Origin of the sequence: Citrobacter sp. MGH110, assembly GCF_001037515.1 — a bacterium.
GTDB lineage: Bacteria > Pseudomonadota > Gammaproteobacteria > Enterobacterales > Enterobacteriaceae > Citrobacter > Citrobacter portucalensis.
The window spans coordinates 1,984,436-1,997,306 of the sequence record NZ_KQ089830.1; the positions used below are offsets into that span (position 1 = coordinate 1,984,436).

The following is a 12,871-nucleotide window of genomic DNA, read 5'->3' on the forward strand; positions in this document are numbered from 1 at the left end:
GCTCTAAACGTGATTGGCTGTAAGAAAGCATAGCCAATGCTTTTATTTACGCATGGGCTCCGGCGACGATAGCGCCGTTCATTGAAAACCCGTATCATTGCGCGCTTTCCGTACGACAAAAGTGATTTTCATGACGCAAACATTTATCCCCGGCAAAGATGCCGCTCTGGAAGACTCCATCGCTCGCTTCCAGCAAAAATTGCTCGACCTCGGTTTTCAAATTGAAGAAGCTTCGTGGTTGAATCCCGTCCCTAACGTCTGGTCTGTACATATTCGCGACAAAGAATGCGCGCTGTGCTTCACCAACGGTAAAGGCGCGACAAAAAAAGCGGCGCTGGCTTCTGCGCTGGGCGAATACTTTGAGCGTCTGTCGACTAACTACTTCTTTGCAGATTTCTGGCTGGGCGAAACTATCGCCAATGGCCCGTTCGTACATTACCCGAACGAAAAATGGTTCCCGCTGACTGAAGAAGACGATGTTCCAGAAGGTTTACTGGATGCGCGTCTGCGTGCATTTTACGATCCAGATAACGAACTGACCGGCAGCATGCTTATCGATCTACAGTCTGGTAATGAAGAGCGTGGCGTCTGTGGCCTGCCGTTTACCCGCCAGTCTGATAACCAGACCGTCTACATTCCGATGAATATTATCGGCAACCTGTATGTTTCTAACGGCATGTCTGCGGGTAACACACCTAACGAAGCTCGCGTTCAGGGCCTGTCTGAAGTCTTTGAGCGCCATGTGAAGAACCGTATTATCGCCGAAAGCATCAGCCTGCCGGAAATCCCGGCCGAGGTGATGGCGCGCTATCCGGCAGTGGTGGAGTCCATCGCCACACTGGAAGCGGAAGGTTTCCCAATTTTTGCCTACGATGGCTCGCTGGGCGGCAAGTATCCGGTGATTTGCGTTGTCCTGTTCAACCCAGCCAACGGTACCTGCTTTGCCTCCTTCGGCGCACACCCGGATTTCGGCGTTGCGCTGGAGCGTACCGTGACTGAACTGCTGCAGGGCCGTGGTCTGAAGGATCTTGATGTCTTCACCCCACCGACCTTCGACGATGAGGAAGTGGCAGAACATACCAACCTTGAAACTCACTTCATCGATTCCAGCGGTCTGATCTCCTGGGATCTGTTCAAGCAGGATGCCGACTATCCGTTCGTTGACTGGAATTTCTCCGGCACCACGGAAGAAGAGTTCGCCACCCTGATGGCCATCTTCAATGCTGAAGATAAAGAAGTGTATATCGCTGACTATGAGCACCTGGGCGTTTACGCGTGCCGCATTATTGTTCCGGGAATGTCTGACATCTATCCGGCAGAAGATCTGTGGTTAGCCAACAACGCTATGGGCACCCATCTGCGTGACACCATTCTCTCTCTGCCAGGCAGTGAGTGGGATAAAGAAGACTACCTCAATCTGATTGAACAGTTGGATGAAGAAGGTTTTGACGACTTCACCCGCGTGCGCGAGCTGCTCGGTCTGGCGACCGGTGCGGATAACGGTTGGTACACCCTGCGTATTGGCGAGCTTAAAGTGATGCTGGCGCTGGCCGGTGGCGATCTGGAGCAGGCCCTGGTGTGGACCGAATGGACGATGGAATTTAACGCCTCCGTCTTTAGCGCGGAACGTGCAAACTACTATCGCTGCCTGCAAACATTGTTGCTACTGTCTCAGGAAGAAGACCGTCAGCCGCTGCAGTATCTGAACGCATTCGTCCGCATGTACGGCGCTGAGGCGGTTGAAGCGGCAAGTGCGGCACTGAGTGGTGAAGCGCCGTTTTATGGACTTCAGCCAGTAGACAGCGATCTGCACGCATTCCCGGCACATCAGTCTCTGCTGAAAGCCTATGAGAAATTGCAACGCGCGAAAGCGGCACACTGGTCAAAATAGTGACAAACAACTTGCCTCGAGTAGGCTAAATGTATTGTCTGAGCTATATTACGGGGCGCTTAAAGCGCCCCGTTTTTTATTTTGGTCAAACCAAAAAATAAATGTAAAAGCAAGGTTAAATATTAGTGGTTGATATTAAAAAATTAGCTTATTAATGTGGTTTTTTATCTCAATTACTCCATTTTAATTAACCATCCCATAGGAGGCTGAAAGAAAAAATTCAACTCACTTTATAAATTTTAAAATTTATTTTTATATGGATAATCAACATGTTACACCGTAATCGCATAAAAACCATGCGTCTTACGGGCCTATAAGCCAGGCGAGATATGATCTATATCAAATTCTCATCTATAATGCTTTGTTAGTATCTCGTCGCCGACTTAATAAAGAGAGAGTTAGTGTGAAAGCTGACAACCCTTTTGATCTTATTCTACCTGCTGCAATGGCCAAAGTTGCCGAAGAAGCAGGCGTCTATAAAGCAACGAAACATCCGCTTAAGACGTTCTATCTGGCAATTACTGCCGGTGTATTCATTTCAATTGCCTTTGTTTTCTATATCACCGCCACAACCGGCACTGGTACTATGCCTTTCGGCATGGCGAAATTAGTAGGTGGTATCTGCTTTTCCCTGGGGCTGATCCTTTGTGTTGTCTGCGGTGCAGACCTCTTCACTTCAACCGTACTGATCGTCGTTGCTAAAGCCAGTGGTCGTATTACCTGGGGTCAGTTAGCGAAAAACTGGCTTAACGTTTATGTCGGCAACCTGATTGGCGCTCTGATCTTTGTGTTACTCATGTGGCTTTCTGGCGAGTATATGACCGCCAACGGCGCATGGGGGCTCAACGTTCTGCAAACAGCCGACCACAAAGTGCACCATACTTTTGTTGAGGCAGTGAGCCTTGGTATCCTGGCTAACCTGATGGTGTGTCTGGCCGTATGGATGAGCTACTCAGGCCGCAGCCTGATGGACAAAGCGTTTATCATGGTATTACCGGTCGCAATGTTTGTTGCCAGCGGTTTTGAGCACAGTATCGCAAACATGTTTATGATCCCTATGGGTATTGTAATACGCGATTTCGCCACCCCGGAATTCTGGACCGCAGTTGGGTCTTCTCCGGAGAATTTTTCTCACCTGACCGTGATGAATTTCATCACCGATAACCTGATTCCGGTTACGATCGGTAACATTATCGGCGGCGGTTTGTTGGTCGGGTTGACATACTGGGTCATTTATCTGCGTGGTAACGATCATCATTAATCTGTTGATGCCCATTACACGCAGTAAATAAAAAATCCACTTAAGAAGGTAGGTGTTACATGTCCGAGCTTAATGAAAAGTTAGCCACAGCCTGGGAAGGTTTTACCAAAGGTGATTGGCAGAATGAAGTAAACGTACGTGACTTCATTCAGAAAAACTACACTCCGTATGAGGGTGACGAGTCCTTCCTGGCTGGCGCAACTGATGCGACCACTGCACTGTGGGACAGCGTGATGGAAGGCGTTAAACAGGAAAACCGCACTCACGCGCCTGTTGACTTTGACACCTCCGTTGCTTCTACCATCACTTCTCACGACGCTGGCTACATCAACAAAGCGCTCGAGAAGATTGTTGGTCTGCAGACTGAAGCTCCGCTGAAACGTGCGATCATTCCGTTTGGCGGCATCAAAATGGTTGAAGGTTCCTGCAAAGCGTACAATCGCGAACTGGACCCGATGCTGAAAAAAATCTTCACCGAATACCGCAAAACCCACAACCAGGGCGTATTCGATGTTTACACCAAAGACATTCTGAACTGCCGTAAATCCGGTGTTCTGACTGGTCTGCCAGATGCGTATGGCCGTGGCCGTATCATCGGTGACTACCGTCGCGTTGCGCTGTACGGTATCGACTACCTGATGAAAGACAAATACGCTCAGTTCGTCTCTCTGCAGTCCGATCTGGAAAACGGCGTAAACCTGGAAGCAACTATCCGTCTGCGTGAAGAAATCGCTGAACAGCACCGCGCTCTGGGTCAGATCAAAGAAATGGCTGCTAAATATGGCTGCGATATCTCTGGTCCGGCTACCAACGCTCAGGAAGCTATCCAGTGGACTTACTTCGGCTACCTGGCCGCAGTTAAATCTCAGAACGGTGCAGCAATGTCCTTCGGTCGCGTATCCACCTTCCTGGATGCTTACATCGAACGTGACCTGAAAGCAGGCAAAATCACCGAGCAAGACGCACAGGAAATGATCGACCACCTGGTCATGAAACTGCGTATGGTTCGCTTCCTGCGTACTCCTGAATATGATGAACTGTTCTCCGGTGACCCGATTTGGGCAACTGAATCAATCGGTGGTATGGGCGTTGATGGCCGTACTCTGGTTACCAAAAACAGCTTCCGCTTCCTGAACACCCTGTACACCATGGGTCCTTCTCCGGAGCCGAACATCACTGTTCTGTGGTCTGAAAAACTGCCTCTGAACTTCAAGAAATTCGCCGCTAAAGTGTCCATCGACACCTCTTCTCTGCAGTACGAGAACGATGACCTGATGCGTCCGGACTTCAACAACGACGACTACGCTATCGCTTGCTGCGTAAGCCCGATGGTTGTTGGTAAACAAATGCAGTTCTTCGGTGCGCGTGCAAACCTGGCGAAAACCATGCTGTACGCAATCAACGGTGGCGTTGATGAAAAACTGAAAATGCAGGTTGGTCCTAAATCTGAACCGATCAAAGGCGACGTTCTGAACTTCGACGAAGTTATGGACCGCATGGATCACTTCATGGATTGGCTGGCTAAACAGTACGTCACCGCGCTGAACGTTATCCACTACATGCACGACAAGTACAGCTACGAAGCCTCTCTGATGGCGCTGCACGACCGTGACGTTATCCGCACCATGGCGTGTGGTATCGCTGGTCTGTCCGTTGCTGCTGACTCCCTGTCTGCAATCAAATATGCGAAAGTTAAACCGATTCGTGACGAAGACGGTCTGGCTATCGACTTCGAAATCGAAGGCGAATACCCGCAGTTTGGTAACAACGACTCTCGCGTTGATGACATGGCGGTTGACCTGGTAGAACGTTTCATGAAGAAAATTCAGAAACTGACTACTTATCGTAACGCTATCCCGACTCAGTCTGTTCTGACCATCACCTCTAACGTGGTTTATGGTAAGAAAACTGGTAACACCCCAGATGGTCGTCGTGCTGGCGCGCCGTTCGGACCGGGTGCTAACCCAATGCACGGTCGTGACCAGAAAGGTGCTGTTGCCTCTCTGACCTCCGTTGCTAAACTGCCGTTTGCTTACGCTAAAGATGGTATTTCTTACACCTTCTCTATCGTTCCGAACGCTCTGGGTAAAGACGACGAAGTTCGTAAGACCAACCTGGCTGGTCTGATGGATGGTTACTTCCACCACGAAGCGTCCATCGAAGGTGGTCAGCACCTGAACGTGAACGTCATGAACCGCGAAATGCTGCTGGATGCGATGGAACATCCGGAAAAATATCCGCAGCTGACCATCCGCGTTTCTGGCTACGCAGTACGTTTTAACTCCCTGACTAAAGAACAGCAGCAGGACGTTATTACTCGTACCTTCACTCAGACCATGTAATTGGTTTTGACTGAAATCGTACTTTAAAAAGCGTACAATAAAGGCTCCACGTAAGTGGGGCCTTTTTAATAGCCTGCTTTGTCAGCTATCTATACTTATATACTCGATGGATTTCGAGTTGCATTGAGGCGGCAACGGAGTGAATCCCCTGGAGCGTACAGAAGTACGTGACTGGGGTGAGCGAAGGAAGCTAACAAAGATGCAGCTTGAAAGACGAAAAGTATGGATAGCAGCCAAAACAGACTCGACACAGTTAATAACTGTGCACTAACACTGGCCCCGGATGGGCCACACCTGGAGAAACACCGCAATGTCAGTTATTGGTCGCATTCACTCCTTTGAATCCTGTGGCACTGTTGATGGCCCGGGCATCCGCTTTATTACCTTCTTTCAGGGCTGCCTGATGCGCTGCCTGTATTGCCATAACCGTGACACGTGGGATACACACGGCGGTAAAGAAGTCACCGTCGACGAATTAATGAAAGAGGTGGTGACCTATCGCCACTTTATGAACGCATCCGGCGGCGGCGTGACGGCGTCTGGCGGCGAAGCTATCCTGCAAGCTGAATTCGTACGTGACTGGTTCCGAGCCTGTAAAAAAGAAGGTATTCATACCTGTCTGGATACCAACGGTTTTGTTCGCCGCTACGATCCGGTGATCGATGAGCTGCTGGAAGTCACCGATCTGGTCATGCTCGATCTCAAACAGATGAACGATGAAATCCATCAGAATCTGGTCGGCGTATCTAACCATCGTACGCTGGAGTTCGCGCGTTACCTGTCAAATAAAGACATCAAAGTGTGGATCCGCTATGTTGTCGTACCTGGCTGGTCTGATGACGATGACTCCGCACACCGCCTCGGCGAATTTACCCGCGATATGGGTAACGTTGAAAAAATCGAGCTGCTGCCTTACCACGAGCTGGGCAAACACAAATGGGTGGCAATGGGCGAAGAGTACAAACTGGATGGCGTCAAACCACCGAAGAAAGAGACCATGGAGCGCGTGAAGGGCATTCTCGAGCAATATGGACATAAAGTGATGTATTGAGTTTTAGCCACCACGAAACGGCTGCCCTGAACGGCAGCCGTTTTGCTATCTAAGCGACAACCACTCGAATTAAAGGAAAGGACGCCATGCGGTTATTCATTTCTGGCATGTTGCTGTTATCTGTCCAATACGTAAATGCCGCCAGCAACTGTGATATCAACGCCATTGTGCAACATGCGTGGCCAGATGCAAAACCGACAGCGGAAGGCAAGCTACTCACACAACATAATCAGGTTATCGATATCACAGGTAACTCACCGCAAAGCGCACTTTGCCGTGTCTGGCCAGCCCACCCGGAACTGACCCTAGCGGCGATTCCGCTGATGGCACAACAATATAGCGATTACGATCGCATTGGCGATCTGGAGCTTCTGGTACTGGATTCCACAAACCTCGACGTAAAACAGCGGCTACGCCTGCCCGAACGTATGAATGACGATGCCATTCAAATTACCGGTCTGGCGCTGGATACTGCGCGCTGGAAAGTTACCCCAGATCAGACCGCATTTGGCTTACGAGTCGCCCGCACCGGCAGTTCCCGTGTAAATCCTTTTAGTGAAGATGCGCTATCGCTGTTTGTTATTGAAAATAATCAACTACGGGCGGTATTAAACGGAATCGTACTTGAGAATAGCACCGGTGAATGGGACGGGAACTGTGTGGGAACATTCCACGATATTAAACGCACCCTTGCCCTTGCGCCTGATTCACATAATGGATACTTCGATATTCGGGTAAACGAGAAAAACGTGGAATCAACGGCCTATACAGACGCCAACGAGCAGTGTGCATCAAAGGATAAACCGGGGAAAGCCAGTTGGGTACTGCGTTATGATGGCAAACAGTATACCATCCCAAAAGAACTGTCCCCGTTGTTTTGAGAGGCAAAGCAGGAGATAGCATCACTATCTCCTGCTCTTCTGCCACACTTGTCTTTAGCGTCCTCTTCTCGCCAGTAGCGGGAAAATCAATCCCAGCCCAACCAGCACAAATGGCGTCACGATATTCAGCGTGAGCTGGAATGTCCACTCAGGGGTAAAGGCTTCCATTTTCGGGAAAATCCCGGTCAGACAGGCAAATGCGGTAAAGGCAAAGCACCAGATCCCCACGGTCATCGCAAGCGAGCGGTTGCGAATAAAGACATATTCCGATTTATATTTTTGCGCCAGGCGAATAACGGCAATGAACGCCACAAACACCCATAAATAACGCAATGGCATCACGACAGAGTTAAGATTCAATAGCCATTTATACAGGTTGTTCATATCGCCAATTCCCAGTGTTGGCAACATAATCAAAATCGCCACCAGCACCAGCGTCAGAATATAACCATTTACCGGCGTACCGGAAGCGTTGGTTTTACACAGGCTCTCGGGAATATATTTACGATCAGCATCACCCAGCAGAACTTTAAGCGGTGCATCAATAGAAAATACCAATGCCGCAATCTGTCCCAGCGTATTGGCAATCGCGTAAATAACCATCAGCGAATTACCCATACCATAATACTCACCCAATTTCTGGAAGGCGTAATATTGACCATTCGTCATCAGGTCATCTGGAATATGCCGGGAGTCAAACATCATTCCCATAGCCAGCGACCCGAGAATCGCGCATACCGCTACCATAACAGCCAGAACGAGCATCCCTTTTGGAAATTCTTTGCCCGGATTACGTGTCTGATTAACGTATGGCGAAATTTTCTCCGCACCGCCCACGGCAAAGACCAGCATGGAGATCGTAGTAATGTAGGTAAAATCGATGTGCGGGATAAACGATTCCCAGGTGATATTGGTTGTCGCTATTTGCACATCCGTAATTGCAGGCGCGGTTACCGCCATCACGACATACAAAATGGACATCACAAACATCGCGATGCCTGCAACTGACCCAACAATTTTCAGTGACTTCATGCCACGGGACGCAACCCACATGAAAAAGACAAACAGCGCCAGCGTCAGCCCCTGCAACGCCACGACGGTGTACTCTTTAATCAACGAACCATCGCCCTTCAGCGCCCATCCCAGCGCAATCAGAATAGCCTGCGGTTTTTGCGCCAGATAAGGTATATGAACAACCCAATAGGTCCAGGCAGCAAGATAGGCCAACCCTGGCCCCATGGTATGTTTAATCCAGGTACTGACACCGCCTTTACCCTCTTTAAAGGTTGAGCCAAGCTGCCCGACGATCAACGCATAAGGAATAAAATAGAGCGCGAAAATAAATATCCAGGAGGAGACAACAACCAATCCCTGATTAGCATAGTTGTTGACGACGTTACCAAAACCCCAGACGGTAATAAATGACATTAATGCAATGTTGTACCATCGCAATTGTTTTTCCTGCACACCAGCCATACGCAATCCTTTGTGGAAGCTTTTTGATTATCAATATATGAGGCGTGGGATTATGCGCGGTAAAATGAGCGAGCGGAAACGGCAGGATGTAAAACTATAACCTTCTGCACACTTTATTTTCAGGACAGACGTGTGCGATTAAATAATGCAGGTTCCCATAAAGCATACATAAACAGTATGTATGGGAACCTGTTCATATTCTGTTAAATCAGGTCAAATGTGCGCAATGGAATTGGGCGTATGGCCCGTCTTACGCAGCAGCATTAGTAAATAAATAAACGATACGCTGGCGATCATGATAAACAGCAAGCTATCTGAATAATTCTGCATCAGCATCGCAGTAAACGAAGGTCCCAGCAGACTGCCCACGGTATAGCTCAATAGCAATGCCTGATTCATGGCGACCAACTGATGATGTTCCACCTTTTCACAGGCCCAGGCCATCGCGACCGGATAGAGGGTAAAGCCTGCCGCACCCAACATAAACAACGCGGGTGCCATCGCCGCCTGGTTCAGCATGGCGATACTCCCGACGATCACCACGAAGACCTGGACGCGTAAAACCAGCAGACGTCCCAGCTTATCCGCCAGACGGCCAATCGGCCATTGCCCCAGAATACCGGCACTTACCAGAACCGCCATCCAGAAACCAATGCTGGCGTTGCTCACCCCCTGATGGTTGAGATACAGCGGCATCAGGCCATACAAAGACCCCAGCACGATCCCGGAAATAATGCAGCCATTAACGCCCAGGCGCGCCTGACGCAACCTCAGCATGGAGACAATAGGCGTAGACTGCTGTTCATCGCCCTGCTGATTAGCAATGCGCGTAAAGAGCAGTGGCAAAACACCCGCCAGGATAGTACCCGTCACCCACGGCAGGACGTTCATCAATTCTGTTGATACTTTACTAACCAGCAGTTGGCCTAAAAACGTTCCCACATAATAGATCATCATATAGGCGGCAAGTAACCGTCCGCGATTACGGGACGTCCCGCTGCACATCAGCGCGCTTTCCACGACCACCCAGATCATGGCGCAGCCAACACCGGCGATAAAACGCCATGTCATCCAGCTCCAGAATCCCACCATAATCCCCAACCCGACACAGCCCGCGGCAAAAATAAGCGAGGCGATGTAATAGCTGCGGTTAAAACCAAGGTGTTTTATTAAATACCCTGTCAGCAACGTCCCTACCAGATTACCGGTAAAGTAAGACGAGCTCACCACGCCTACCTGCCAGGTAGGCAGATTTTCATGGGCGAGCCAAAGCGGGACGAGCGTGTTTAACACGGCGATCGCCAGGGTCAACAGAAGTAGCCCGCACAGCAATAGCATGACGGGACGGGTATAGGTGGACATGAATAAAAACCGTGAGGAAGTTCAAATTTCATGCGCATCATGCCACTGCTAAAAACATTGTCAATCGGCGGAATCAGAGGGCTGAGGCGCTTTCTGGTCGATCGATTTGCATTACTGATTCTTAATGTGAATAGATAAAAAATACAAAAACACATCTGCTTGTTTTTATTGATCTAAAACAAAAATCTCGCGTTACGTTCAGTCGAAAAATTTCATGGACTCCCCTTACTTTTATTTCTTACTAAACTCTATGCGGGATGCTGAGCTGCATTGTCTTCAAAATAGAACAGTGAGTTCTTATTTATCTATCTAATCCAAATATCGTTCTTTTCGTAGACTTAAACTCATCAAATTTCCCCCACTGATACTGAACAGGAGAAATACCATGACTAAACCTTACGTAAGACTTGATAAAGAAAATGCGGCAGTACTGCTGGTCGACCATCAGGCTGGCCTGCTCTCTCTGGTTCGGGATATCGATCCCGATAAATTTAAAAACAACGTGCTTGCGCTCGGTGACTTAGCAAAATACTTCAACCTCCCAACCATTCTGACAACCAGTTTTGAGACAGGACCAAACGGACCGCTGGTACCGGAACTGAAAGCTCAATTTCCGGATGCGCCCTACATTGCTCGCCCAGGAAACATTAACGCATGGGATAACGAAGATTTCGTGAAAGCAGTAAAAGCGACCGGCAAAAAGCAGCTGATTATCGCTGGTGTCGTGACGGAAGTTTGCGTCGCTTTCCCAGCGCTCTCGGCTATTGAAGAAGGTTTTGACGTCTTTGTTGTCACCGATGCTTCAGGCACGTTTAATGAAATTACCCGCCATTCAGCATGGGATCGGATGTCTCAAGCAGGCGCTCAATTGATGACATGGTTCGGAGTAGCATGCGAACTGCACCGCGACTGGCGCAACGATATCGAAGGTCTGGCGACGTTGTTCTCTAATCACATTCCGGATTATCGCAATCTGATGACCAGCTATGACACGTTAACTAAGCAGAAGTAAAGACTGGGGCAAAACCCTGACCTGACATGTAGCCGGATAGCGCGCAGCTTTAAGGCCTACGGATATTGTAGGCTTGATAAAGCACGAGGCGCCATCCGGCGTATTATGGATTAACTCGCCACCGCCATACCGACGGTCATATGCAGCCCGTAGAACACGCCACGACCAATCAGCTCGCCGACTAACAGCAGAATAAACGCGACAGAAAGCAACGGAACGGCAGGCTGGTAACCCTTCACTTGCGGTACTATCCAGCAGCACAACGCTAACGCCAGTGCCACAATCCGCCACGCCATCAGCGAACCGTAATCCGGAACCAGCGCAGAGGCCTGTTGAATAGAACTATGGATCGTCGCCAGTTCAGTCCCCTGCATTACCGACATGATGGCACTCACGACCAGAGCAAGCACTGATATAGCCGGCAGCAGGCGCATCGCCCAACCATCCACGCCAGCAATTCTCAGTAACAGATATCCCAGCAGCGGACCGCCCATAAACATCGTCAGGAAGAAGCCCAGCGGTGTCCAGACGCTGTACCAGGTCGGTACGGTATCGATGGTGTTATACACGCGCACCATCATCCAGACAAAAACCACACCCAGCACCATGGTGACAACTAACCACAGATTGCGTAATGCGGGCGACATTTTCTTCAACATAGCCAGCAGCCAGCCGATACCGCCAACGGCAAAGAAGAGTGAGCCGCTGGCAATTTCGTTACTCAACGCAGATGACCCAACGCGATTGAGTGAGTTAAAGGCGCGCATCGGTGAGCCCAGGTGGAGCATAGAGGCAATAAAACCAATGCCCATTAATACCCAAAGCCCAAACATGCAGGTAATTACGCGTTGCTGCGATTCTGGGCGTAAGCCCCCTTTCATCAACACCAGCGCCAGAACAATAAAACCGCCAACCACACACTGTCCAAAGACCGTGAAGATCATCAGCGGCCATTCATGCCATCCACTTCCCATCTTACACCTCCTTCGGATTAGCCAGATAACCTGTGGTATCCCCGGTCGGGCGGCTATTGGCGTTAGGTTTGATGACAATGCTCGGTTTGGTAAAGTGCGCGCCCGGCAGTGGCGCAACCGCAGCCAAAGTACCGTGTTTTTTGCGCAGTTCATCAATTGGGCCAAAATCCAGCGCACGCAGTGGACAGGACTCGACGCAAATAGGTTTCTTACCTTCAGCGACGCGCTCATGGCAGCCATCGCATTTGGTCATGTGCCCTTTGTCAGCATTATACTGTGGTGCGCCGTAAGGACAGGCCATGTGGCAATAGCGGCAGCCGATGCACACATCTTCATCGACAACGACAAAACCATCTTCACGTTTGTGCATCGCACCGCTCGGACACACCTTGGTACAGGCCGGGTCTTCACAGTGGTTACACGCAATGGAGAGGTAATAGGCAAAGACGTTCTGATGCCAGACGCCGTTGTCTTCCTGCCAGTCACCGCCCGCGTACTCATAAATGCGGCGGAAGCTGACTTCAGGGGTTAAATTTTTGAAATCTTTGCACGCCAGTTCGCAGGTTTTGCAACCGGTGCAACGGCTGGAATCAATAAAAAATCCATACTGGGTTGTCATCG

General features: G+C 49.7%; 10 protein-coding genes. 6 read left to right on the plus strand and 4 right to left on the minus strand.

The window, feature by feature from the left end; all coding sequences use genetic code 11:
• Positions 1–130: 130 nt before the first annotated feature.
• The 5 genes from ycaO to SK38_RS09570 all read left to right on the plus strand — a co-directional run bounded on the left by ycaO (position 131) and on the right by SK38_RS09570 (position 7,426).
• Positions 131–1,891: a 30S ribosomal protein S12 methylthiotransferase accessory factor YcaO gene (ycaO, locus tag SK38_RS09550; protein WP_020996515.1), complete on the plus strand. Its 1,761-nt coding sequence runs from the start codon at positions 131–133 to the stop codon at positions 1,889–1,891.
• Between the two features lie 403 nt (positions 1,892–2,294).
• Complete coding sequence (gene focA / locus SK38_RS09555; protein WP_003831909.1) at positions 2,295–3,152, plus strand: formate transporter FocA; 858 nt, start codon at positions 2,295–2,297, stop codon at positions 3,150–3,152.
• Positions 3,153–3,211: 59 nt separating this feature from the next.
• Positions 3,212–5,494, plus strand: coding sequence for a formate C-acetyltransferase (pflB, locus tag SK38_RS09560; protein WP_003035753.1), 2,283 nt, complete (start codon positions 3,212–3,214; stop codon positions 5,492–5,494).
• Between the two features lie 310 nt (positions 5,495–5,804).
• Entirely contained in the window at positions 5,805–6,545 is a 741-nt protein-coding gene (gene pflA, locus SK38_RS09565) for a pyruvate formate lyase 1-activating protein (RefSeq protein WP_003035751.1), read from the plus strand.
• A gap of 86 nt (positions 6,546–6,631) precedes the next feature.
• Positions 6,632–7,426: a PA3715 family protein gene (locus SK38_RS09570; RefSeq protein ID WP_048235720.1), complete on the plus strand. Its 795-nt coding sequence runs from the start codon at positions 6,632–6,634 to the stop codon at positions 7,424–7,426.
• Between the two features lie 54 nt (positions 7,427–7,480).
• Here SK38_RS09570 and SK38_RS09575 read toward each other — a convergent pair whose 3' ends face one another.
• A complete protein-coding gene (locus SK38_RS09575) occupies positions 7,481–8,902 on the minus strand; it encodes an amino acid permease (RefSeq protein ID WP_003035749.1) in 1,422 nt (473 codons plus the stop codon).
• A 213-nt stretch (positions 8,903–9,115) separates the two neighbouring features.
• Positions 9,116–10,264, minus strand: a complete 1,149-nt coding sequence (locus SK38_RS09580) for an MFS transporter (protein ID WP_003831907.1) — start codon at positions 10,262–10,264, stop codon at positions 9,116–9,118.
• A gap of 385 nt (positions 10,265–10,649) precedes the next feature.
• On the opposite strand from SK38_RS09580, the gene ycaC reads away from it, so the two are divergent.
• Positions 10,650–11,276: an isochorismate family cysteine hydrolase YcaC gene (ycaC, locus tag SK38_RS09585; protein WP_048235721.1), complete on the plus strand. Its 627-nt coding sequence runs from the start codon at positions 10,650–10,652 to the stop codon at positions 11,274–11,276.
• Between the two features lie 110 nt (positions 11,277–11,386).
• Here ycaC and SK38_RS09590 read toward each other — a convergent pair whose 3' ends face one another.
• Both SK38_RS09590 and dmsB read right to left on the minus strand, forming a co-directional pair.
• Positions 11,387–12,250, minus strand: a complete 864-nt coding sequence (locus SK38_RS09590) for a dimethyl sulfoxide reductase anchor subunit family protein (RefSeq protein WP_048235723.1) — start codon at positions 12,248–12,250, stop codon at positions 11,387–11,389.
• 1 nt (position 12,251) lies between these two features.
• Positions 12,252–12,869: a dimethylsulfoxide reductase iron-sulfur subunit DmsB gene (gene dmsB / locus SK38_RS09595; RefSeq protein ID WP_003831905.1), complete on the minus strand. Its 618-nt coding sequence runs from the start codon at positions 12,867–12,869 to the stop codon at positions 12,252–12,254.
• Positions 12,870–12,871 lie beyond the last annotated feature (2 nt).

What these genes read in the sequence shown, in the direction of transcription:
- ycaO (WP_020996515.1), top strand. Translation starts at nt 131, where the DNA reads ATGACGCAAACATTTATCCCCGGCAAAGATGCCGCTCTGGAAGACTCC.
- pflB (WP_003035753.1), top strand. Translation starts at nt 3,212, where the DNA reads ATGTCCGAGCTTAATGAAAAGTTAGCCACAGCCTGGGAAGGTTTTACC.
- pflA (WP_003035751.1), top strand. Translation starts at nt 5,805, where the DNA reads ATGTCAGTTATTGGTCGCATTCACTCCTTTGAATCCTGTGGCACTGTT.
- SK38_RS09570 (WP_048235720.1), top strand. Translation starts at nt 6,632, where the DNA reads ATGCGGTTATTCATTTCTGGCATGTTGCTGTTATCTGTCCAATACGTA.
- SK38_RS09575 (WP_003035749.1), bottom strand. Translation starts at nt 8,902, where the DNA reads ATGGCTGGTGTGCAGGAAAAACAATTGCGATGGTACAACATTGCATTA.
- SK38_RS09580 (WP_003831907.1), bottom strand. Translation starts at nt 10,264, where the DNA reads ATGTCCACCTATACCCGTCCCGTCATGCTATTGCTGTGCGGGCTACTT.
- ycaC (WP_048235721.1), top strand. Translation starts at nt 10,650, where the DNA reads ATGACTAAACCTTACGTAAGACTTGATAAAGAAAATGCGGCAGTACTG.
- SK38_RS09590 (WP_048235723.1), bottom strand. Translation starts at nt 12,250, where the DNA reads ATGGGAAGTGGATGGCATGAATGGCCGCTGATGATCTTCACGGTCTTT.
- dmsB (WP_003831905.1), bottom strand. Translation starts at nt 12,869, where the DNA reads ATGACAACCCAGTATGGATTTTTTATTGATTCCAGCCGTTGCACCGGT.